This window comes from Marinomonas aquiplantarum, assembly GCF_003314975.1.
In the GTDB taxonomy this organism is placed as follows: domain Bacteria; phylum Pseudomonadota; class Gammaproteobacteria; order Pseudomonadales; family Marinomonadaceae; genus Marinomonas; species Marinomonas aquiplantarum.
The window spans coordinates 357,305-381,305 of record NZ_QNRF01000002.1 but is presented as its reverse complement, the minus strand read 5'-3'; the positions used below and the strand labels follow the sequence as shown (position 1 = coordinate 381,305).

Annotated in this window: 20 protein-coding genes and 1 other RNA gene; 8 read left to right on the top strand and 13 right to left on the bottom strand. The window is 44.4% G+C overall.

The features are described from left to right. Positions 1 to 14 precede the first annotated feature (14 nt). The 4 genes from DFP76_RS05125 to prfB all read right to left on the bottom strand — a co-directional run bounded on the left by DFP76_RS05125 (position 15) and on the right by prfB (position 4,493). The gene (locus DFP76_RS05125) at positions 15 to 332 is read right to left on the bottom strand and encodes a hypothetical protein (RefSeq protein WP_113873577.1); all 318 of its coding nucleotides are present in this window, start codon (positions 330 to 332) and stop codon (positions 15 to 17) included. A 349-nt stretch (positions 333 to 681) separates the two neighbouring features. Then, the gene (hisC, locus tag DFP76_RS05120; RefSeq protein WP_113873576.1) at positions 682 to 1,740 is read right to left on the bottom strand and encodes a histidinol-phosphate transaminase; all 1,059 of its coding nucleotides are present in this window, start codon (positions 1,738 to 1,740) and stop codon (positions 682 to 684) included. A 109-nt stretch (positions 1,741 to 1,849) separates the two neighbouring features. Beyond that, entirely contained in the window at positions 1,850 to 3,349 is a 1,500-nt protein-coding gene (gene lysS, locus DFP76_RS05115) for a lysine--tRNA ligase (protein ID WP_113873575.1), read from the bottom strand. A 48-nt stretch (positions 3,350 to 3,397) separates the two neighbouring features. Beyond that, positions 3,398 to 4,493 (bottom strand): peptide chain release factor 2 gene (gene prfB, locus DFP76_RS05110; RefSeq protein ID WP_113873574.1). Its coding sequence is split into 2 segments (ribosomal slippage): positions 3,398 to 4,420 and positions 4,422 to 4,493, totalling 1,095 coding nucleotides; the frame shifts between segments, so codons are not numbered across the junction. Positions 4,494 to 4,637: 144 nt separating this feature from the next. On the opposite strand from prfB, the gene DFP76_RS05105 reads away from it, so the two are divergent. The 3 genes from DFP76_RS05105 (at position 4,638) to DFP76_RS05095 (ending at position 5,843) form a co-directional block, all read left to right on the top strand. Next, the gene (locus tag DFP76_RS05105) at positions 4,638 to 4,937 is read left to right on the top strand and encodes a cell division protein ZapA (protein WP_063333162.1); all 300 of its coding nucleotides are present in this window, start codon (positions 4,638 to 4,640) and stop codon (positions 4,935 to 4,937) included. A 129-nt stretch (positions 4,938 to 5,066) separates the two neighbouring features. Next, positions 5,067 to 5,244, top strand: a non-coding RNA gene (gene ssrS, locus DFP76_RS05100) — 6S RNA. A gap of 5 nt (positions 5,245 to 5,249) precedes the next feature. Then, positions 5,250 to 5,843 (top strand): 5-formyltetrahydrofolate cyclo-ligase, encoded by a 594-nt coding sequence (locus tag DFP76_RS05095; protein WP_113873573.1) that lies wholly within the window; start codon positions 5,250 to 5,252, stop codon positions 5,841 to 5,843. On the opposite strand, the gene traF (DFP76_RS05090) is transcribed toward DFP76_RS05095, so the two are convergent. The 8 genes from traF (DFP76_RS05090) to astE form a co-directional block, all read right to left on the bottom strand. After that, a complete protein-coding gene (traF, locus tag DFP76_RS05090) occupies positions 5,840 to 7,285 on the bottom strand; it encodes a conjugal transfer protein TraF (RefSeq protein WP_113873572.1) in 1,446 nt (481 codons plus the stop codon). The two genes, DFP76_RS05095 and traF (DFP76_RS05090), sit on opposite strands and share 4 nt — an antisense overlap. 99 nt (positions 7,286 to 7,384) lie before the next feature. Next, complete coding sequence (gene traF, locus DFP76_RS05085; protein ID WP_181799790.1) at positions 7,385 to 8,665, bottom strand: conjugal transfer protein TraF; 1,281 nt, start codon at positions 8,663 to 8,665, stop codon at positions 7,385 to 7,387. 301 nt (positions 8,666 to 8,966) lie between these two features. Next, positions 8,967 to 9,773, bottom strand: coding sequence for a 3-deoxy-manno-octulosonate cytidylyltransferase (gene kdsB, locus DFP76_RS05080; protein ID WP_113873570.1), 807 nt, complete (start codon positions 9,771 to 9,773; stop codon positions 8,967 to 8,969). Beyond that, a complete protein-coding gene (locus DFP76_RS05075; RefSeq protein ID WP_113873569.1) occupies positions 9,766 to 10,353 on the bottom strand; it encodes a KdsC family phosphatase in 588 nt (195 codons plus the stop codon). Before DFP76_RS05075 ends, kdsB begins: the two co-directional genes overlap by 8 nt. Positions 10,354 to 10,356: 3 nt before the next feature. Next, positions 10,357 to 11,214: a 3-deoxy-8-phosphooctulonate synthase gene (gene kdsA, locus DFP76_RS05070; protein WP_113873568.1), complete on the bottom strand. Its 858-nt coding sequence runs from the start codon at positions 11,212 to 11,214 to the stop codon at positions 10,357 to 10,359. Between the two features lie 36 nt (positions 11,215 to 11,250). Continuing rightward, positions 11,251 to 12,225: a KpsF/GutQ family sugar-phosphate isomerase gene (locus tag DFP76_RS05065; RefSeq protein ID WP_113873567.1), complete on the bottom strand. Its 975-nt coding sequence runs from the start codon at positions 12,223 to 12,225 to the stop codon at positions 11,251 to 11,253. 138 nt (positions 12,226 to 12,363) lie between these two features. Next, positions 12,364 to 13,401 (bottom strand): zinc ABC transporter substrate-binding protein, encoded by a 1,038-nt coding sequence (locus DFP76_RS05060; protein WP_113873566.1) that lies wholly within the window; start codon positions 13,399 to 13,401, stop codon positions 12,364 to 12,366. 75 nt (positions 13,402 to 13,476) lie between these two features. Continuing rightward, entirely contained in the window at positions 13,477 to 14,490 is a 1,014-nt protein-coding gene (astE, locus tag DFP76_RS05055) for a succinylglutamate desuccinylase (RefSeq protein WP_113873565.1), read from the bottom strand. A 272-nt stretch (positions 14,491 to 14,762) separates the two neighbouring features. On the opposite strand from astE, the gene DFP76_RS05050 reads away from it, so the two are divergent. The 4 genes from DFP76_RS05050 to DFP76_RS05035 all read left to right on the top strand — a co-directional run bounded on the left by DFP76_RS05050 (position 14,763) and on the right by DFP76_RS05035 (position 17,783). Continuing rightward, entirely contained in the window at positions 14,763 to 15,299 is a 537-nt protein-coding gene (locus DFP76_RS05050) for an NUDIX hydrolase (protein WP_113873564.1), read from the top strand. Further along, positions 15,286 to 16,086 (top strand): DUF2927 domain-containing protein, encoded by an 801-nt coding sequence (locus DFP76_RS05045; RefSeq protein WP_113873563.1) that lies wholly within the window; start codon positions 15,286 to 15,288, stop codon positions 16,084 to 16,086. The genes DFP76_RS05050 and DFP76_RS05045 overlap by 14 nt, the downstream gene beginning before the upstream one ends. A gap of 155 nt (positions 16,087 to 16,241) precedes the next feature. Beyond that, positions 16,242 to 17,342 (top strand): uroporphyrinogen decarboxylase, encoded by a 1,101-nt coding sequence (hemE, locus tag DFP76_RS05040; protein WP_113873562.1) that lies wholly within the window; start codon positions 16,242 to 16,244, stop codon positions 17,340 to 17,342. Between the two features lie 102 nt (positions 17,343 to 17,444). Further along, positions 17,445 to 17,783 (top strand): P-II family nitrogen regulator, encoded by a 339-nt coding sequence (locus tag DFP76_RS05035; RefSeq protein WP_063333175.1) that lies wholly within the window; start codon positions 17,445 to 17,447, stop codon positions 17,781 to 17,783. 72 nt (positions 17,784 to 17,855) lie between these two features. Here DFP76_RS05035 and DFP76_RS05030 read toward each other — a convergent pair whose 3' ends face one another. After that, entirely contained in the window at positions 17,856 to 18,875 is a 1,020-nt protein-coding gene (locus DFP76_RS05030) for a GlxA family transcriptional regulator (RefSeq protein WP_113873561.1), read from the bottom strand. A gap of 297 nt (positions 18,876 to 19,172) precedes the next feature. On the opposite strand from DFP76_RS05030, the gene DFP76_RS05025 reads away from it, so the two are divergent. Further along, positions 19,173 to 23,990: an NAD-glutamate dehydrogenase gene (locus DFP76_RS05025; RefSeq protein ID WP_113873560.1), complete on the top strand. Its 4,818-nt coding sequence runs from the start codon at positions 19,173 to 19,175 to the stop codon at positions 23,988 to 23,990. Positions 23,991 to 24,001: the final 11 nt, after the last annotated feature.

Genomic DNA, 24,001 nt, shown 5'->3' with positions numbered 1-24,001 from the left:
GACCAAATAGATATTTACAGTATGCGCTGTGTACTCTTTTGGTAGCCTTGTCGAGATAATCGCCAAACAATTCCTGCCAAGAGCAATACCGCATGAAATCCCACTAACAATAAATAAGCGTCACCAAAGCGTGTATCCGTAGCGGCTAAACTCGAGCTTAAAAAGGAGGCGTTGATAATATTAATGCCAAAGGTAATGGCGGATATGGTGGGGTGAGAGCGAAATGCCATCATCGCCATTAAGCTACTTAATATTGCGATGAAGATCCCACCCATTGGTAAAAAGATGGAAAGTGTTCCAGAAACCAGTGCCAAAATAGATAAAGTACTCATAGTGATCCGTCCCTATATCTTACTTCTACTTCTCATTATATTAATATTTGTACTTAACATTCTTAATCTAGGTCATTCAATTTGTCAGTAAAACTTGTTTACCAGACACTTAAAAATACCTTAATTAAAAACTGTTCAAAATTAATACAATTTATACTACTGCTATGAATTTGCATTTGCAACTTTAATTCACATTTAGTTTTTTAAAGCAATATTTAGATACATTTCATTACGAATATTATTCGTGCTTTCTCACCTCCCTCTATTCAACCGGCAAGCCGACTTGTTTTATTTCATTATTATCGGGAAGAGACATCCACTTTCTCCTCCCGATTAAATTAGAATGAATTTATAACGCTTTTAACGCACTCACCAATGCCTGCATTTCCTCATCGGTGCCAATCGTAATGCGCAAATAATTTCCGATACGAGGCTTATTTCCAAAATAACGCACCAATATGCCTTGTTCTTTCAATTTCAAATAGACATCTTCAGCCGACTTTTCTGGGTGAGTCGCAAAAACAAAGTTAGTTGCTGAAGGTAATAATTCATAACCCAATTGAGTCAGCGCTTTAACTGTTGTTTCACGCGTCGCAATGGTTTTATCACAGATATGCTGTAAATAAGTCGCATCTTTTACCGCGGCCGTCGCTCCTGCCAGTGCAATGCGATCAATTGGGTAGGAGTTAAATGAATTCTTTAAACGCTCCAAACCTTCAATTAAATCTGGGTGACCAAAAGCATAACCGACGCGAATACCCGCCAACGCACGTGACTTAGACAAGGTTTGCACCACCAATAAGTTCGGGTATTGATTGACCAAAGTCACCGCACTTTGTGCGCCAAAGTCCACATACGCTTCGTCCACCAGTACCACAACGTCTGGGTTAGATTGCAAAATGGCTTCAATGTCTGCAAGCGGGAGAGCTTTTCCGGTTGGCGCGTTAGGATTGGTTACAACCACACCCGAGACATCTAAATGCTGATAGTCCGCAGCGACTATATCAAATTCATCGGTCAAAGGAATTAGCTTAGGCGTAATCCCATAAAGACCAGCGTAAACCTTATAAAAGCTGTACGTGATGTCCGCAAAAGCCAACGGTTTACCATTGGTAAAATACCCCATAAAAGCCAACGCCAACACTTCATCAGAACCATTACCGACAAACACCTGATTGGTATTCAATTGATATTGATTCGCCAAAGCCGTTTTTAGCACCATAGCATAAGGATCAGGATACAAACGCAAACTTTCCGAGACCTCTGCTGCCATTGCTTGCAATGCCTTTGGCGAAGGCGAATAAGGGCTCTCATTGGTATTGAGCTTAATGTATTGCTTATCTTGCGGCTGTTCACCTGGTACATAAGGATCAAGTGATGCGATTTTATCGGTCCAAAAACGACTCATGGAATGCTCCGTGGTACTTCATTCAAAAATAGAGTGTAAAAACAAAATAAGGCCTCAATTGAGGCCTTATACACAAAACGATTTATCAGTGACTATATCCGGCCTAGGATCAGTCCTGAGGCTTCATATGAGGGAACAAAAGCACATCGCGAATCGAAGGTGCATCAGTGAATAGCATAACCAAACGGTCGATACCAATCCCCTCACCTGCGGTTGGCGGCAAGCCGTATTCCAATGCGTTAATGTAATCGGCGTCATAATGCATAGCTTCGTCGTCACCCGCATCTTTTTCTGCTACTTGACGCTTAAAACGTTCCGCTTGGTCTTCTGGATCATTTAACTCCGAGAAACCGTTTGCAATTTCACGACCACCAACAAAGAACTCAAAACGATCAGTAATAAAATCATTCTCGTCATTACGACGTGCCAACGGTGATACTTCAGCAGGATACTCGGTGATGAAAGTCGGTTGATCTAACTTATGTTCAGCCGTTTCTTCAAAGATTTCAGTCCAAAGCTTACCCAAGCCCCAAATTGGCTTAACATCGATTTTCAGCTTCTTCGCTACTTCGGTGGCTTTTTCTAGGGTGCTAAGGTCATCTTCCGTCAAATCTGGGTTGTAATGTAAGATGGACTCCAACATCGTCATGCGAACAAATGGTGCGCCAAAGTCATATTCAGAACCTTGGTAAGTGACCGTCGTAGTGTTCAACACCTTCTCAGCCACATCACGTAACATAGCTTCGGTCAGATCCATCAGATCTTTGTAATCCGCATAAGCTTGGTAGAATTCGATCATAGTGAATTCAGGGTTGTGTCGAGTCGATGTCCCTTCATTACGGAAGTTACGGTTGATCTCGAAAACACGCTCAAAACCACCAACAACCAAGCGCTTCAAGTAAAGCTCTGGTGCGATACGCAAATACATGCTCATGTCCATGGCATTGTGATGTGTAACAAATGGACGTGCTGTAGCGCCACCAGGAATGGTCTGCAACATAGGCGTTTCAACTTCCATGAAACGACGATCTTCTAGGAAGCGACGAATTGTAGAAATGATTTTAGAGCGAATCTGGAAAGTATCACGAGACTCTTCATTCACAATCAAGTCCACGTAACGCTGACGGTAACGCATTTCCATGTCAGACAAACCATGGTGCTTATCAGGAAGAGGACGCAAGGATTTGGTCAATAATTGCGCTTCTTGCATATCAATGTACAAGTCACCTTTACCAGATTTATGCACTGGCCCAGTCACACCAATGATGTCACCCAAATCCCATGTTTTTTGCTCAGCCAATAACTCAGGGCTCAGCGCTTTACGATTAATGTAAGCTTGAATCTGGCCTGACATGTCTTGTAGCAACATGAAAGCACCACGGTTACGTACGATACGTCCCGCAATACTGACCTTATGATCTTTCTCTTCCAGTTCCGCTTTTTCTAACTCACCAAATTCTGCTTGTAAATCCGCAGCATAAGCATCACGACGGAATTGATTTGGAAAAGCATTACGTTGTTCACGAATCGCCGCTAATTTGCCACGACGCTCCGCCACAAGACGGTTATCTTCTGATTGTAAACTTGTTTCTGTGTTGTCGTTTGCCATGATATTGGTATCTACTCTTTAATCTTTTCTAAAATAAGGAATGGCGCTTTACAGGCCTTGTTTTAAACTTGCGACGATAAATTGATCTAAATTACCATCCAACACCGCTCCTGTATTGGAGCTTTCCACGCCAGTCCGCAAATCTTTAATACGAGAAGAGTCCAGTACGTAAGAACGAATCTGACTCCCCCAACCAATGTCCGATTTGCTGTCTTCCACGGCTTGTGCCGCTTCTGTTCGCTTCATCATTTCCAATTCATACAACTTGGCACGCAGCTGTTTCATCGCAAAATCACGGTTAGCGTGCTGTGAACGCTGGTTCTGACATTGCACAACAATACCACTCGGTATGTGCGTAATACGCACCGCAGAGTCTGTTGTATTAACGTGCTGTCCACCCGCTCCCGAAGAGCGATACGTATCAGTACGCAAGTCCGCAGGATTAATATCAATTTCAACGTTGTCGTCAATTTCAGGAGACACAAATACGGATGCAAATGACGTATGACGACGATTGCCTGAGTCAAATGGCGATTTACGCACCAAACGATGGACACCCGTTTCGGTTCTCAACCAACCAAACGCATACTCACCTTCAAAACGAATGGTCGCCGATTTAATACCAGCGACTTCACCGGCAGATACTTCCACCAAATCGACTTTAAAGCCCTTATCCTCACCCCAACGCAAATACATGCGTAATAGAATATTGGCCCAGTCTTGCGCTTCAGTACCACCAGAACCAGACTGAATGTCTAAGAAGGCACTGTTTTCGTCCATCTCTTTCGAGAACATGCGACGGAATTCCAGTTTAGCCAACAAGGCTTCCAACTCATCAAGTTCAAGCTGAACCGCTTCGACAGAGTCTTCATCACTTTCTTCAACAGAGATATCAAGTAGCTCTTTGGCATCAGCCAGACCGTTGTCCATACCATCTAAGGTATCGACAACCGCTTCAAGCGCAGAACGCTCTTTGCCTAGTTTTTGTGCGTAATCTGGATCGTTCCAGACATTAGAATCTTCTAATTCTCGGTTTACTTCTTCTAAGCGTTCTTTCTTTGCATCGTAGTCAAAGATACCCCCGAAGGGTAAGAGCGCGTTCGGATAGATCTTTTATTTGCGAAAGTATCGGGTTTATTTCCATATTGGCGTCAATTTGCTATAAACAGTGTGGATAAAATTAATTCGGAATTGTAACGAATTTACTCGCAGCATAAAATGCCATTCGCTACTCAATGATGGAAAAACTGACCATTTTTTGTGGGCCTTGCTATCAAATGGAGTCTATATGGATAAGCCAACCGTTTCAGTCGCAATACTGGGACAAACTTACAACATACATTGTCCGAAAGGGCACGAAGCGGAATTGAAAGAATCCGCGGAATATTTGGATACTCAAATGCGTGAGATCAAAGCCAGCGGTAAAATCGTCGGGCTTGAAAAAATTGCCGTCCTCGCGGCATTGAACATTACTCACGATATGCTATCTGGGCGAAAATTTGCTCGCTCAAACGAGCAACAACTGCGAGAGTTGACCTCTCAGCTAGATGCGGCACTGACACACGAAACAAAACTGGTTAACGAATAAACACAGACCTGTTCAATCTGTACACGATTCAACAAGGTGCAAGGGATAAAAACGAATTTTCTTCATACAGGGAAGGAAATGAAAAAGTTTCATCCGTGATTTTTAGCTGCAGTTACTCTATACTTCACTCGTTTCCTGGGTTGTACGTAGCGGCTTAACGCCCTTGAGCCTATGAGTAATACCCCGGAAAAGGCCTGCTGGTTTGGTGTGCATGTCCGTGCGTCGGAAAGCCTAAAGAGTCACAGCTTTTTCCACCTTGAACCACTGGGTTCAAGGCCAATAGTCGAAACGGCAACTTGGGAAACCCTTTTCATGATCCAACCTCCTCTCGATCGTCATAGTCTACGCAAAACCTTACGTCACGCCAGACGTCTACTAACAGAACAAGAACAGCAACAAGCCGCCAGTCAGCTTCTGAAACAAGCACTTCACTCTGAATGGTTAAATAATGTAGAACACCTTGCCCTGTATCTGGCGAACGACGGTGAAATATCTCCACACCTCATCAGCGAATATTGCTGGCAACGCAACATCAAAACCTACTTACCCGTTGTGAAAGGCGAAACCTTACGCTTTGCGCATTACGACCAAACAACACAATGGCAAAAAAATCGATTTGGCATTGCCGAACCTGTGACTGAGATATACCAAGCACAAGACGCTCTCGACATTGTCTTTATGCCACTGGTTGGTTTTGACCAATATGGCGGGCGATTAGGAATGGGAGGAGGCTTCTATGACAAGAGTTTTGCCAGCAAGAGCATTGAGCAAAAACCATTATTAATTGGTTTAGCCCATGATTGCCAGCAAGTTGAACGATTGCCCATCGAACCTTGGGATGTTCCATTGCAAGCTATACTCAGCCCAAACCAGTGTATCGACATCAATCTGACGATAAAAGATTAATACATAAAGCTGTAACCGACGGAGAAATATAAGCCAGTGTCACCATCATCGTTCTCTGGTGAATACGCCACATCAATGTCCAATCGACGTGACAAGGTCAAGCCAGCTGTATAGTAGCTCATCTCATTACCAGACATGTTCTTGCGAACACCAGCCCTCATCCCTATAGAGAAAAAGTCATCACTGTAATGAGAGATGGAAACCGCTGCCCATTGGTATTTGTCACCTAACGGGTCTTTAATCGAATTGGCATCAAAAGAACCAGCAATGGAAAAATTTTGATCTTTACTCTTCAAGGCCATACTTAAATTAAGCTGGGCTTTCATTTTATATTTTTCTTTAAGAGAAATTTTACCTGAATCAGCAAAACCAATCGCCGCATTACAGGCTGATAGATCAGCACCGGACAAGCCAGTACAGCGCCCAATTACCTTATAATCAAATTCAGGCTCATTCACATTGGACAAGGTGGCCCCCAACTGCAAGTAACGCGCAGCAATGATGGCCCCTAAATCAAGCGAGATACCATCTGAGCGATCTTCTCGGCTAATAAAGAAATCCCCATAAGAGACATCAGAATCACCATCGTCATTCAATACCGTTAACTTTTGATCCATGGCTAATTTATGAAAATTCAGTCGTCCACCTAACAACAAAGCACTGCCAGTTGTGCGTGAATACATTTCGCTGTAGCCAATACTGAATTTATAATTAGAGACCCTTTTCAAGTAAAGCGAGGTATCAGTATCAAGCTCAATGGCCTCCAAATCCACATTTTGCAGATCATTCTCATCTGAAATATTACGTAGATCATCCAAACCGGTTAGCGTAAAACTGTCTGATAAAATTTGTGCCCTTCCCACTAAGGAAGCACTGGCATCGATCATAAACACGCCACGTCGACGGGTTTTATATATAATGGGGAGAAACGGACCTTGCACGGTAGTCGCGAACTTAAGGTAGGTTGTGTCTGCAATCGTGGCCACATCGTCGCTTACGTCAGCCAAACTGGCTTCTATAGTATCCACAGCAGCATTGATTTCTTGCACAATATACGCGTTGGCGGCGGCCTCTTTATCGGCATTACTACCAGGTGTATTGTTATAAACGTCTGTCGCACCGTCCTCAATGGCTTGCAGATCCAAAGATGACAAATAATCCGTGTCGACACTGGCCTCCAGCGAATCGACCTTATCATTGATGGTACCGACGCCCCCACCTTCAACGCCAATGCCTATTGGCCCCGCAAAGCCAACACGAAACCCTTGTAAATTCGCCATTAAGTAGGATGCCGCAGGGTTCCCCATGGCAGTCGATAAAGCGTGGCGGTTTCCATAACTGCCCAACACAGTGCTGGAACCGATTGGCTGGTAAGTATACATGGCCGCCATAACCGATGAACTAGCAAGGTATAAACAAGCAACGGCAAAATACTTTTTCATGATGGAGCAAGATCCCTAAACAACCCAGTAAATAATCCGGCAAACAAAAAAAGCCGAGGACAGTTATGTCATCGGCTTTATTTGCAAAATCTTTACTGTTTAGAAAGCGGTATCATAACCTAAAGCAAAATAGACACTACGTGGCATTTCGTCACCATCTTCGTCTTCCACTGTGTCTAATGCCACAGCAACGTCTAAATTTAGGCGCTTTAAGATCGTCAAACCGAAACTACCATAACTTAGCTCCGTACCCGCCATATTCTGACGGTAACCCACTCGCAGACCTGGTAAGAAGTGAGAGTCGCCGTAGTAAGACAAGGAAGCCGCTGCCCACTGATATTCGTCACCCACAGCGTCTTTTACAGGGTTAGTATCGTAAGACATGCCTAGAGTGAACTGCTTACCAGATGTCGATAATGCAAGATCCACTGTGGTTTGCATTTCCATCACGTATTTACTTCCAGATGCATCAAGCTTACCAGCATTTTGCAAACTTTGAGCTGCATCACAACTCTCTGACCCACAGGCAGTATCAATTGCAACACCATCAAACTCTGGCTCATTAATGTTCGCAAAAGTTACACCGACTTGGTAATTATTCGACACCCAAACCATACCTAAATCAATGCCAACACCAGTAGAGTCAACGGCATCCTCATCAACTGCATCTGAAATGGCGTCATCTGCATCAGTTGATTCATCTTCTAAGGAGACAAGTGCACGTCCCATGGAAATGTTATGCATAGTCGCTTTCAAACCGCCGACTAACATACCATGGGAGTTTTCCCACATAGATTGGCTGTAGCCTAATCCAAGAGCAAGATCCACAGCAGTTTGAGCCTGGAAAGATGCATCAGTCGTTAGTTTACCAGTACCGCCATCTACAGACACATCACTAGATAATACATTTGCTTTTGCAACAGAAGAGATGCTGGCATCCAACATGAAGGCGCCATTGTTGTCTGTTTTATAAATTACCGGCATTAAAGGCACTTGCATACCTACAGATGTTTTAACATAAGCAGTATCGCCTACTTCATTTAAGATATTTTCAACTCTTGTTACATCTCCTGCAGCCGTTCCAGCAGTTGAATTATCAATAATATCTTCAATTTCTTCCATACGATCGCCCAGATCGCTGACATCGCCCATTTCAATACCAATACTCAATGGGCCTAGGATACCAAAACGAAAATTGTCATCATCTTGTTCATTGACCATCAAGAACGGAGCGGCTGGGTTCGCCAACGCCGTTGCTAAGGCACGCTTATTAGGAGAGCTGCTCAGGGTAAAACTGGAACCAATTGGTTGGTTGACTGGCATGGCTGCCATAGCAGCAGTGCTTAGTAAGCTCGTGGAAAGAACAAGCAGCTTTTTCATAATCGAATCCTTCAAAAAATCAAACAAGTGATACAAACTAGATACACAATAGTAAGAAAATATTACATTTGAAGGAAAAGTAAACCCATAGCTTACACAATCCATACAAAAAGCGCAGATTTTGAGCAAATACACCAAGAATTGTATATGAGTTATGCAACTTGAAGGATCACAGTTTAAACGTCGAGGGAACTCATAAAAGCATAGCGCGCTCATCAAAGCGTAGCGCATTAAAGTGAATAGGCAAGAGAAGCACTTAGGTCGATTCCTTCGACCTAATGTTGAGGCTTCAAGAAGAAATTTAGAGAGATTCTAGAGTCAGTTGGTGACGCAATTTTTCCAAATCTTCCGGTGTATCCACACCATGAGAAGGCAAACTGTCCGCAACAGCGACTTGCACCTTGATCCCCTGATGCAAGAAGCGTAGCTGTTCTAATTTTTCCCAGCGCTCAAGAGGCGACATAGGCAATTCAGCGTATTTATTCAACAAGCTCGCTCGATATACGTATAAACCAATATGACGCAAAACAGGCAAATCGATAGGCAAATAGCCACTTTGATCTTGCCCATTCGCCAAGCCATCTCGGTCCCAAGGAATCGGGGCGCGACTGAAATACAAAGCGCGTTGCTGTTCATCACAAACCACTTTCACCACATTTGGATTAAGGTAATCCTGCTTATCATCAATCGCGCACGCTACGGTTGCCATTTCGGCTTCAGCGTCTTGATACAAGGCTTTTACAGTGGCATGAATCAAGGCGACTGGCAGGAAAGGCTCATCCCCCTGCACATTGACAATGATCTCATCACCAGACCAAGCCATTTTTTCAGCCACTTCCGCCAAGCGCTCCGTGCCGTTCTCATGGTCATCACGGGTCATCACAACGTTCGCTCCGAATTCTTGTGCGGCACAATAAATATCCTTGTGATCGGTCGCCACAGTCACCGACTGGGCACCTGCTTGCAGTGACAATTCATGCACCCATTGCAACACCGGCTTTCCGCCAAGATCCGCCATAAGCTTTTGCGGAAAGCGTTGGGAAGCATAGCGAGCTGGAATCACAATGTGAAAAGCAGGTAATTGTGTGTGTAACCTTGAATCAGACATGACGCTCAAACTCCGGTTGTTTTGCTAATTCGTAGGCTTCTTCTAGTGACATACGAGACGCTAGAATCAAATCCGCCACTTCTCTTGCTACGCCCTGTCCAGCCGATTTGGATAATATCAACGGACAATGACGTAATAACAGAGTATGCGCATCAGCAGGACACATGGCCAAACCAACACTCGGCATCACCTGCAAATCAATCACATCGTCTCCTACATAAGCCACTTGAGATGCTGACACTTGTAACCTTGCGGTTAAATCAACAAAAGCCTCTGCCTTGTTATGACAACCTGGATAGAAATGCTCAACGTTCAAGTCTGTCATGCGTTGACGCAAGGCTGGTGAGTCTTTGGCCGTGATCACCGCCACGGTCACACCCCACTTAGGCAGGAGTTTCATCGCAACGCCGTCTTTGACATTAAAACGCTTAATCGTTTCGCCTTGCTCTGTGTAAAGCAAGCCACCGTCAGTCAATACACCATCCACGTCGAATACCACCAGCTTTAAACTCTGCAATTGCTGCAGTAACTCTGGTTGCTCAGCCATCACGGAATAAGAAGCAAGAAACGCAGCATCCATGACTTAAGCTCTCGTATCCAATTCATCAAATGTTTTCACCAACTCATCAAGCTGTTTCATTTGCTTTAAGAAAGGCGCTAATTTACCGAGTGGTAACGCACAAGGACCATCGCATTTAGCCGAATCCGGTGTCGGGTGAGTTTCTAAGAATAAGCTCGACAAGCCAAGCGACATACCTGCTCGGGCCAATTCCGTTACCTGTGCACGACGACCATCTGCTGAATCCTCACGGCCACCAGGACGTTGTAGAGAGTGAGTAACATCAAACATCACCGGGTAATCAAACTTCTTCATTTCACCGAAACCCAACATGTCTACAACAAGGTTGTTATAACCCATCATAGTGCCACGCTCACACAACATCAGTTGATCATTACCGGCTTCTTCACACTTTTTCAAAATGTGCTTCATTTCGTGAGGCGCCAAGAACTGTGCCTTTTTGATGTTGATCACAGCCCCTGTTTTCGCCATGGCGACAACTAAGTCTGTTTGACGAGAAAGGAAGGCTGGCAATTGAATTACATCCGCCACTTCGGCCACAGGCGCACACTGATACGCTTCATGTACATCGGTGATAACGGGCACATTAAAGGTCTCTTTGATTTCTTGTAAAATCTTCAGACCTTCTTCCATGCCTGGACCACGAAAAGAATTAATAGAGGAGCGGTTTGCTTTGTCAAAAGACCCTTTAAACACATAAGGAATGCCGAGCGCTTCTGTCACTTTGACATGCTCTTCTGCAACCTGCATCGCCAAATCACGAGACTCCAGTACGTTCACACCACTGAACAAGACAAATGGCAAATGATTCGCAACTTCAACCTGTTGACCGATTTTGATGATTTTTGATTCTTGAGACATACTAACTCCTGTTAAATTTTGCTTCGTCACTCGCCATTAGCGATCGTAAATTTCTAAAATGCCGGATACTTTTTGATCATCGTTCACCACCACTAACAAGGTGATTTTATCTCTTAGCATTTGCTCTTCCGCTTCGACAATCATGACATTTTCATTAATGGTCTTAGGATTTAAAGTCATAAGATCAGCGATGTTTTTGTGCATCATACCGTCACTGTCTTTTAACATGGCACGACGTAAGTCACCGTCAGTAAAGATGCCCAGTAACGTATCTTCTTGCTGCACCAACACCACCCCTTTTCGACCTTGAGTCATGACAGAAATAGCGTCTTTCAAATTGGTACTCGGTGAACAAACAGGCAAGCCTTGTTTGTGCATGATGTCTTTTACTCTTGTCAGCAATTTACGACCTAAACTGCCTCCGGGGTGAAAACGTGCGAAGTCATGTGGTTGAAAAGCGCGGCATTCCATTAAAGCCACCGCCAAAGCATCGCCCATGGCGGTGGTCATGGTCGTAGAGGTTGTTGGGGCTAGGTTATTTGGGCAGGTCTCACGGTCCACTGAAATGTCTAAAACACAATCACAATGTTTAGCTAAGGTGGAATCCATGTTGCCCACCAAGGCGATACTTGGATTGCCAAAGCTCTGTAAAGAAGGTAACAGTCGCATCAGCTCTTCTGTTTCACCGGAATAACTGATCAATATCAGCGTATCTTCCGCTTGAATCATCCCTAAGTCACCGTGAAATGCTTCACCTGGATGCAAAAAGAAACTGGGGGTTCCTGTTGATGCGAGCGTAGCGGCGATTTTTTTACCAATCAGTCCCGACTTCCCCATACCGCAAATAATGGTTCGACCTTTGCTGTCTAATATCATGCGCACCGCTTTGGCAAATTCCTCCGTCACTTGACTGGCAAGATTGGCAAGGGCTTGCGCTTGAGTTGAAAGGGTTCGCTGAGCACTGGCGATCAATGCATCCGTATCCGTATTCGAAGACGTTGGGGCACTCATATTTTCTCTCTGTTCATCAGACGGCTAAAAAAAGTGGTCTCATTATACAGAGCATCAGGAAGGGCGCATACAAAAAGAGTGCTCGATCTGAGCACTCTTTTTATTTCACGCTATTATGCAAGATCTGCAAGCATTATTTTAACCTAAGCAGCTTAAGAACTGGCCACTTAGAGAGTCTAGGAAACGATAATAAGCATTCGAATCCAGTTTGATATCACCCCCTAGAGGGTCAAGCGGTGCCGTATTAACATTTACACCATCTAGTAAGGCTTTCACAATTGCAGGGCTGAATTGAGGCTCACTAAACACACACTGGATGTGATTTTCTTCAATTTCATGACGCAATTCAGCTACTTTTTTCGCTCCTGGCTTACGTTCAGGGCTAACGGTAATTTCCCCTGCATGTTGCAAACCATAATGTCTTTCAAAGTAACTATAGCCATCATGGAAAACAATGTATGGCACAGTATTAACCTTGTTCAACGCAGTACGGATTTGCGCATCTTTTGCGGCTAAACCCTGCTCAAACTCTGCCAAATTAGCTTGATAATAAGCGGCGTTTTGAGCATCGATTTCGGATAAACGCTTGCTCACAGCTTGCGCCAATATTTTCGCATTCTCTGGTGATAACCAAACATGGGGATCCACACCACTGTGGTCGTGACCCTCGTGACCCTCGTGACCTTCATGTTCATCATGATCGTCGTGATGCTTGTCATGATCGTGGTCTTCGTGGTCATCATGATGCTTATCATGATCGTGATCTTCGTGGTCATCATGATCGTCGTGATGCTTATCATGATCGTGATCTTCGTGGTCATCATGATCGTCATGGCCTTCTGCGAAGTTATGCAGATTCATACCATTTAACGCCAACCATTCAATTGAAGAATCCTCTTTACTCGCGTTCTCTAGTGGTTTCTCTAAGAAGCGCTCTAATGACTCCCCTACCCAAACGACCGTATCGGCATTGGCAATTTTCCTTAAATCCGAAGGACGCAGAGCAAAATCATGAGGTGATGCAGAATTGGACACAATTTGTTCAATGTCAGCTCGATCACCTGTAATGGCTGCAACTACCATAGAGACAGGTTTTATACTGGTAACAATAACCGGTTTCGCCAACGCCAACGGCGATAGAGCCGTCACACCCAAAGTCAGTAAAAGCTTGTTCATTCGTTAAACACCTCAAATAACGTTATAACGTAACAATACGATATTCGATAACGGTATTCAAGATGCATTCTCAGCTTATTGAAAATTAAACGCAGACATAGGCTTTGCTCGCACCACCAAACCGGCACGCTGACCAACAGGCAGCTTGCTATTTGGAAACACAATGGCATCTCCAGTTTGCTCAACAAGATAGCGCTGCACCAAGGACTCAGCCAAACAAAAACCTTGCTTAAAAGGCGTAAAGTTCTCTAAATTGTCCGCTATATTCAACTGATAGCTTTCATGGTCTTTGGTTAAACTGTCGACCACTTTGTATAAACTCAAGTCAGAGAGACTGTCTTGAATTAACTCACCTGCAACCAATAACTCAGTCAAAGCTCGCTCCATTCGTACAAAGGAAGACAAATCATTTTCACCGAATGCTCTCACCTTCCCCAATTCAATGGTGAAAGCCTGCGCGTTATGCAGCGCAAAGCTGTGATATGAAAAAGTGGTTGTTGGCTGATGAGAAAACAACACAGCCTCAATGCCACAAGCCGCCAAAAAAGCCAACTGACATTGCTGATAGATCTCCTCTGGCACAAATGGGTGCACGGCAAATTTTTCATGGACCGAACCACGTATGGCAGTGTGTAGATCATAATGGAATTTTTGCGAAGCAACGGCTTCAGGTGCGTCAAAGAAAGCCTTAACCGATGACTCTAACTGTTGCGCCCGCTGCGCTTCGTAACCTTGTTGCGATTGCCATGAGCCACAGAACAAACGATTTAAATTTACATCGCAGAAACGTTGAGCCTGTATCGCCGCTCGCGGGTTGCCAATAATGAACAACAAACGCACGCCTAACACCAAATCCCCCGCTAAAATGGATTTAACAATGCCGTTCGCTAATTCAATCGGTCCGGTCTCATTACCATGGATACCAACGGATAAGACCAAACTGACATTGCTTCGCTTTACTTCTGGCTCCAAGGATAAGATGCCAGCCCCTTCAACACGAGCACGCCCAGAGGGAAAAGCAAAATCCAAAACGTCACTTTGCTCCGGATACCGTAAGGTATGAGCCAGAAAATCATCGTTCACTATCATACTAGTTCCATAATATTGGTCTTCATAATCTCTCTTTTCCGGCACGGGCAACTCATTCCCCCATGCGCAATGCACATGATACGGTCAAACACGAAAGGCGCGCATGGCATGCTGGTTTTAGCCGAAAATACATAAAATTAGGTCGCTTTTATTAAACATGACTGCCATAAAGCCCATTTCAACACCATTGAACCAAGGCTAAGGCTTTTCTTTCCAGACAAATGCCGATACCCTTTCGCTTTCTATTCGTTCCGCCAATCAATGAGTATTTTATGTCAGAGAATGACGAAGTCATTATTTTAGTCGACCAACACAATCAAATCATTGGCGACGTGCCCCGCCGACTAATGAACTTTGGCGAAGATCATCATCGAGTCACTTACATATTAGTGTTCACTGAAAGTGGTAATTTACTAGTCCAAAAACGCACTGATGACAAAGCCTTTTGCCCCAGTTTTTATGGCGTAACAACTGGCGGCGTGGTTGCTAAGGGTGAATCCTATATTGAATCCGCTCACCGTGAATTAGAAGAAGAATTAGGCTTTGATGCGCCACTGCAAAGCCAAGGTGTTTTTTTCACACAAGGAAAAGGCTTCAAAATCTGGGGAAAAATCTATACTTGTCATTATCAACCAGAAATACATGGACCATTAACGCTACAACCAAAAGAAGTCGCTTCGGTTCATGAAATGAGTATTCAGACTATTTTAGATAACCCTGATCATTTAGATTTTACACCGGACTCTTTCGATGCATTACGACATTACGCTAACAAACTTACCAGTGCCCAACCGGATGACCCAATTTAACGCTATCGCCATTCGCTTCTTAGTCATTATGTTCGCCATGCTCAGCAGCTCCCTTAGTTTTACCAAAGAGCGCTGGCAAGACGATTACTACATTGAAGAAAGCTTCATTAAAATTGCTCTGCAAAGAGAATACAAAGAAACCAACTACCCCAAGATTATTCGCTGGAAAAAACCGGTTCGCTTGTATTTTGAAAGTGATGCGGGGGACGCCAAATTACAGAAAGAATTATTAAGCGTACATGCTCAGCATCTAGCTCGCATTACAGGCTTACCGATTGATTTTACCCAGCAAGCATCAGACGCTAATATTTTTGTCATTTTTACCGACTATGCGCAACTTGAAGATAAAGTAAGACAATACATTGGTGACCCAGAGACTATTCGTGCGGCATTAGATGAAGCCATTTGTCTTGGTAATTTTCGTCGTAATGGTCGCTATGAAATAACCCGTGGCGCCATTATCATTCCCGTTGATTATGCCCGCCGGAAAGCACGCTTTTTAGATTGTATTGTCGAAGAAATTACTCAGTTGCTAGGTTTGCCTAACGACTCAAATGAGGTATTCCCTTCCGTCTTTAACGATGTCAGCGTGGATACCTATTTAAGCCCTCTCGATTATATTTTATTAAAAGCCTTGTACTCTCAACACATTAAACCCGGCATGAATGTCGCGCAAACTCGAGCATTTTTTCCTGACGTACTAAATGAATTACGAGCTAATGGCGACATAGACCATGCAGCCGAGCGTGTTCAGCAATACAGTTTAAAGCGCTACCTTGGTGATTAAGTCATTCAGCAGATCATAGCCATTATCAAACCCTGCTATAAATCAATATTATTGGTCTTTTTCTCAAAAGCCTTTATAAATTCTACTTATTCACTCTGCATTCCTGATCAATTTAGGTAAAATGCCCCCATTCAAATTTCACACTGGAGAGCTTAATGTTTCCTGAACTCAAAAATGACCGCTTCCTGCGCGCCCTACTCAAACAGCCAGTGGACACCACGCCTGTTTGGATGATGAGACAAGCCGGACGCTACTTGCCAGAATACCGAGCAAGCCGAGCCACCGCAGGAGACTTTTTGAGTCTATGTAAGAATGACGCCTTCGCTTGTGAAGTCACTTTACAACCGCTAAAGCGTTATGACTTAGATGCAGCCATTCTGTTTTCAGATATATTAACCATTCCCGACGCCATGGGGCTGGGCCTTTACTTTGAGACCGGCGAAGGGCCAAAATTCAAGCACGTTATGCGTACTCAAGCCGACATTGATGCCTTGCCAGTGACAACGGAAGGGGATTTGGATTATGTCATGAAAGCCGTGACAACCATTCGCCACGCACTAAATGGACAAGTCCCTCTGATCGGCTTTTCAGGTAGCCCTTGGACCTTGGCGACTTACATGGTGGAAGGAGGCTCTAGTAAAGACTTTCGTCATATTAAAGCGATGATGTATCAATCGCCAAAGACACTGCACACCTTATTGGATAAGCTCGCTCAATCCGTCACTCACTATTTAAATGGCCAGATCAAAGCCGGCGCGCAAGCAGTACAAATCTTTGACACTTGGGGCGGTGTTCTCAGCGGCCCTATGTATCAGCAGTTCTCTTTGTTGTATATGAAGCAAATCATGGATGGACTCATTCGTGAACACAATGGCCAAAAAATCCCAGTGATTTTATTCACTAAAAATGGCGGCCAGTGGTTGGAAAATATCGCCGCCACAGGCCCGGATGCCTTAGGGTTAGATTGGACGACAGACATTGGCGAAGCCAGAGCTCGTGTCGGAAACCAGGTCGCTCTTCAAGGCAACATTGATCCGTGTGTACTGTATGCCGATCAGGATGTCATTGAACGCGAAGTAGAAGCGGTACTGTCCAGCTTTGGGCATGGTAGCGGACACGTGTTTAACCTAGGCCATGGCATTCATCAATTTGTGAACCCAGATCACCCTAAATATCTGATCGATGCGGTTCATAATCTTGGTCGCCAGTACCATGAGACAAAATACGATGATTTGGATGCGATGAACGGACTGTAATCTGCTGGAAATATAGGCTATATCCACTGAGATTGTGGCGACTTTGGTAAGAGAGTGTTATTTTTATGCTAATGAACGCTTTATCAGAATGGAGAGAAAAGAATGAAATTAATCACAGCCATTGTTAAGCCCTTTAAACTAGACGAAGTTCGCGAGGCGCTTTCTGAAATTGGCATCAACGGCATCACAGTGACCGAAGTAAAAGGATTTGGTCGCCAACGTGGTCATACTGAACTATACCGCGGCGCCGAATATGTGGTGGACTTTCTACCTAAAGTTAAATTGGAGCTTGCCGTAGAAACAGATCAAGTTGAGCGCGCAATTGAAGCCATCCAGAGCAGCGCTAACACAGGTAAAATTGGCGATGGTAAAATCTTCGTCACAGCGTTAGAACAAATCATCCGTATCCGTACTGGTGAAACTGGCGCAGAAGCCATCTAAAGCCAATACAGATCCATCTAGCAAATCGCCCGTTTTAGCATTAAAACGGGCTTTTTTTGACCTTCACTTTTTTCAACGTTTCCAAAGTTGTCGCTTCTTCCGATTATTCGGCGCGGCTTCTGTTACCACATTACCTTGTTTATTCCGTTCATCTCTTGGGGTCATACCAAAAAAGCTTTTGTAGGTGGTACTAAAATGCGGCGCTGACCCAAAGCCACAATCTCGCCCTATTTCGGTGATCGATTTGTCGGAGTTAAGCAAACGCTGTTTTGCTTGTTGCAGCCTTAATTCCAAATAATAACGCGATGGAACCACCTCTAAATGTGTTTTAAAGAGCCGCTCTAAATGGCGACGCGAAATGCCCAAGTGATATGCAATGTCTTCGGAAGACAGAGGCTCCTCAATATTTGCCTCCATTAGCTGTACCGCCTCCACTAACTTAGGTTGACCACTGCCAATGCGCGCTTGCAATGGAATGCGTTGTGGATCGTCATGTGCACGAATACGTTCACAGACAAATTGCTCGGAAATATTACTCGCCAACAACATGCCATGTTGCTTACCAATCAGAAACAACATCATATCCATGGCCGCAGTACCACCACTGCAAGTATATCGATCTTGATCCACTTCAAATAAGTGATCCGACACTATGGTTTGAGGAAATTCATCGCGTAAATTGGCAATACTCCACCAATGTATGGTTGCTCGGTAACCATCCAATAAGCCCGTTTTGGCTAAAAGGTAGCTTCCTGTGCAGATTCCTCCTAAAGAAATCCCTTTATTGGCTTGCTTCTTGATCCAATTTTCTAAAGTTTTATTTTCGTTTTTTGTCACTGGCGAGGCCCCACAGACAAAAATAGCATCCAAACCACTCGGCGCATCACTTGTTAGGTAATCCGCTAAGCTTGTAACCCCTGTATTAGAAGGGACTTCGCGACTTTCATGACTGATAGTGCAAAATGAATAAAGCTCTTTTCCGGTGACCCAGTTCGCCATATGTAAAGTTTCAATGGCAGATGAAAAACCCAACATAGAATAGTTAGGCAAAAGCAAAAAACCGTATTTTTGTGGCTTTTTACTGGCTTGCATGATTTCTCTTGATGCGAATTCACTCTTGTACAAAATATTATCCTGCGAACTAGGGACTAAAAAGGGGTTTATTTCGTTTAAAATGGATATTAAAGGCTTTTTTCATATTATGACGGAGTTTTACGGACGAGAAAACCGATTATGAAAAAAGAGTGTCGCAATTAGAAAACTAGATAGCTATTAAAGAGGTGAAATTTTCATAATAATCTTAAATAGAGTCCGAAATCAAAACTTTCAATAAGTCACATTTACAACTAGTTTTAAAAAGACCCAACACTCATGAGGGATTGAGTTCACATGACTGATCATAAAAAAACCGAATTAATAGAACGCGTTGAGTTAGAAATTAACGACCATTTTGGTCGTGCTGATGCGAATGATTTAATTCAATTAGCCCGCCTATACTTCCAGGACTCTCTAACGGAAGATTTGGCAAATGAAAGTATTGAAAACCTTTACGGCACCATTGTATGTTTGTGGGATTTTCTGAAGCAAAAAACACCACAAAAGCCAAAGGTACGCGTTTATAACCCAAATTACGAAGAGCACAGTTGGCAATCCACACACACTGTGATCGAAGTGTTAACAGAAGACATGCCTTTCCTTGTCTCCTCTTTCAACATGGCGCTGGTTCGTCTTGGCCACACTATTCATCTTACCGCCCACCCAGCCATTCCAGTTGAACGCAATAAGAAGGGTGAATTACAAAGCATAAACCCTGAGTCAAAAAACTTTGAAGCCTTAATTCGCTTTGAAATCGACCGTCTGTCCGATACCAATTTGTTAGACCAAATTAAAGATGAAATTCTTAAGAGTCTAGCTGACGTTAGCAAAACCGTGGCAGATTGGCCTCAAATGAAAGCAAACATGAGTGAGGTTATCCGTGAATCGGAGCAACTTTCTCACTTAAAAGACGATAAAGAACATCAGGAAATTCTCGACTTCCTGCGTTGGGTAGAGAACGATCATTTCACTTTTATCGGTTTCCGCGCCTACGATCTGACCAAAGAAGGTAATGAAACTCACCTGAAACTTGTAGAAGGTTCAGGCTTAGGAACCTTCCGTGACATCAATGACAAAAAAGTGAAACGTGACATTGTCTTGCAAGACAATCTCGCCAATCTAGCGGTCGACAGCAGCAATATTTTAATCTTGACGAAATCAACCGCCATTTCAACGGTGCATCGCCCTGTTCACTTAGACTACCTTGGCATTAAGCGTTTTGATAAACATGGCAACGTCATTGGCGAATGGCGCTTCTTTGGTCTGTATTCATCTGCCGCTTACATCGCTCGTCTTCAAGACATTCCATTGCTGCGCAAAAAGCTGGATGTGATCGTTGAGAAAGCCAATGTAGATCCGAACAGCCACAAGGGCAAAAACCTAAAACACATTCTAAACAGCTACCCTCGTGACGAAATGCTGCAGGCGCCAGTAGAAGAGCTGTTCGGCACTATTGAAAGCATTCTCGCTATTCAAGAGCGCCGTCAATTACGTGTTTTCCTACGCAAAGACATTTATGGTCGTTTCCTCAATGCTTTGGTGTATGTACCGAGAGATCGCTACAACACAGAACTGCGCATGAAGATGCAAGACATTTTGATGTCGGCTTGCAATGGCACCAGCTCAGAGTTCAATGTGCAGTTTTCTCAGTTGGTGTTAGCTCGAGTCAACTTCACTATCCAAATCGCTGACCCAAAACAAAGCCCGACCATCGATGCTGAAGACATCCAACGTAAAATGCAGGATGCCATGAGCTCATGGGAAGACAAACTCTTGTCTGCGCTACACAAAAGCAATGGAGAAGAAAGCGGCAATCAGCTTTTCAATGAATACGTTCCCTACCTACCGGCAGCTTACCGTGAGGATTTCTCACCAAATGCAGCGGTTCTAGACATTGAACGTCTATCGCAATTAGCGGACGAAGGGGATATTTCCACTCACATATACCGTCAAGTTGGCCAAGCGAAGAATAACTATTTCTTTAAAGTTTATGGCACGGGAACCACACTCATACTATCCGATGTACTGCCTATCCTAGAGTGCATGGGCTTACGCGTTTTAGAGGCTCGCCCATACGAACTGGATCAAAACGGTGACGGTACCGCCAATACTTGGGTAGTCGAATTTGCGATTAGCGTTGACGCTGACGTTAACCTAGAGAAAAACACCCAACGAGAGGCATTCCAAGATGCCTTCAATCAGATATTTGTTCGTCGAGTAGAGAACGACCGTTTCAATGCCCTGGTATTGAGCGCTTCGCTTACTTGGCGTCAGGTCACCATGTTACGAGCGCTAACTAAGTACTTGATGCAATTACAATTGCCTTTCTCTGTGCAATACATGCAACAAACCTTAGAGAAAAACGCAGGCATTGCTCGCCTGTTGGTACAACTGTTCGAGCAACGTTTTGACCCTGCGCAAACGGCGAAACGTGATGACAAGGTGCAAAAACTCTTAGAAAAAATCGACCTAGAGTTGGACCAAGTGGCCAACCTCGATGAAGACCGCATTTTGAAACACTACTTGTCGGTTATTCAAGCCATGCTCAGAACCAACTTCTACCAGCATGATGAACAAGGTCAAATCAAAGATTATGTGTCTTTCAAACTAGATCCATCACAAATTCCTGCCGTACCACTCCCGCGTCCGAAGTTCGAAATCTTTGTCTACGCACCTTGGGTGGAAGGGGTTCACATGCGTGGCGGTAAAGTCGCTCGTGGTGGTTTGCGCTGGTCTGACCGTATGGAAGATTTCCGTACCGAGGTCTTAGGCCTAGTAAAAGCACAAATGGTGAAAAATGCCGTCATCGTGCCTGCAGGTGCGAAAGGGGGCTTTGTCGCGAAGCAACTGAAGAAAAACGCCTCACGTGAAGACGTTCAAGCAGAAGTCGTTCATTGCTACACAACCTTCATCAGTGGTTTACTCGACATCACGGATAACTTGGTACAAAACCAAGTCGTTCCACCAACGTCGGTACAACGTTACGACGAAGACGACCCTTATCTAGTCGTAGCAGCAGACAAAGGAACGGCCACCTTCTCTGACCTCGCCAACAGCATTTCAGAGAAATACGGCTTCTGGCTAGGCGATGCCTTCGCCTCCGGTGGATCAAACGGTTACGACCATAAGAAAATGGGTATCACGGCTCGTGGTGCTTGGGAGTCGGTTAAACGCCAATTCAAAGAGATTGGAATTGACTGCCAGACAACAAACTTCACCGCTGTCGGCGTCGGTGACATGGCTGGTGACGTATTTGGTAATGGGATGTTGCTGTCTGAGCACACTTGCTTAGTCGCGGCCTTCAACCATCTGCACATCTTTATTGATCCAACACCTGATGCAGCCAGCTCGTTTGCTGAACGAGAACGCTTATTTAAGCTACCGCGCTCATCATGGGAAGATTACAATAAAGAACTCATCTCTAAAGGCGGCGGCATCTTTAGTCGTACGGCTAAATCTGTGCCAATCAACGCAGATATCCGTAAAGCCCTTGGTATTGAAGGTAACGTCAAATCCATGGCACCTACAGATCTGATTAATGCCATCTTGAAAGCCCCAGTCGATTTGTTGTGGAACGGCGGTATCGGCACCTATGTCAAAGCCGAATCAGAGTCTCATGCAGATGCGGGAGACAGCGCCAACAATGGCTTACGTGTTAATGGTAAAGAATTGCGCTGCAAGATTGTTGGTGAAGGCGGTAACCTAGGTTTGACTCAACTGGGTCGTATCGAATTCGCCCAAAATGGCGGCTTGATCAGTACTGACGCCATCGACAACTCTGCGGGTGTAGACAGCTCTGACCATGAAGTAAACATTAAGATCCTACTCAATCGAGTGGTTGAAAATGGCGACATGACAGAGAAGCAGCGTAATACCCTGCTGGCTAAAATGACCGATGAAGTGGGTGATCTAGTATTACGCCATAACCTCGGACAGAGCCATGTCTTGTCTTTGATTAATTCACGTGCACCGGAAAAACTGGCAGACCACTGGCGTTTGATTCAATCCTTGGTACGCGAAGGCCGCTTAAACCGTGAAATTGAATTCTTACCAACCGATGGACAAATTCGTAAGCGCCTTAACAAAGGCCAAGGCTTAACGCGCCCAGAAATTTCAGTCTTGTTGGCTTACTCTAAAATTAAACTGTCTGAACAATTGGTCGAAGACGGCATTGGCGAAGATACGGACCTGATGACGCAAATCAATCAGTATTTCCCAACCGAACTCACCAAACGCTTTGGCGATCAGATGGCCTCACACCCATTGGCGCAAGAGATCATTGCTGGCCATGTTACCAACAACCTTGGTAATCGTATGGGAGCCTCTTTCACCACTTACATGCAAGAAGAAACCAGTGCATCTGCACTTAATGTCGTGCGTGCTTACTTGGCGGCAGAAGATATTTTTGGCATCCCTGCACTTTGGGACGCCATTAATAGCCTAGATTTTGTCGTTCCCAATGAGGTTCTAAATGATCTCCTGATCCGCATTCAAGGCTTGTTAGAGCGCGCTACTTTATGGCTACTTCGCAACACACGTGAAAGCCTATCTATTCAGCGCTTAATTGATACCTACAAGCCAGGTGTCGATGTCATCAGAGCTAACATCCAAGCCATTCTGACAGAGCCTAGCCAAGCCCACTTGGCAGACATCAAAGCAGAATTAACGGATAAAGGCATCCCTGAAGATATGGCGGAAACCTTGTCTTCATTGAATTACCTCTTCTATGGCTTTGATATCATACGCGTTGCTAGCAACACCGAGAGCGAAGTACTGGATGTGGCGCAAACCTATTTTGCCCTTGAAATGGACTTAGAGCTGCATTGGTTACGTCAACGTGCTGCACAATTGCCAGCTGAAGATATGTGGCAACGTCGTGCGAAAGCAGGACTAGGTGATGAAGTGGATAATAGCTTGCGAACGCTTACTCAAGAGGTTATTCAATCTAACCCTGAGATAAAAGCGCTTGATCAAAGACTGACCAGCTGGCAAGAGTCTAATCACGATAGCATTAAACACTATCGTACGACCTTCAGCGAAATTAAAGTCGAAAGCGAATTAACCCTTGCAATGGTCACCGTTGCTATTCGTGAGTTAAGAAATCTGATATAAACCAATGGGTG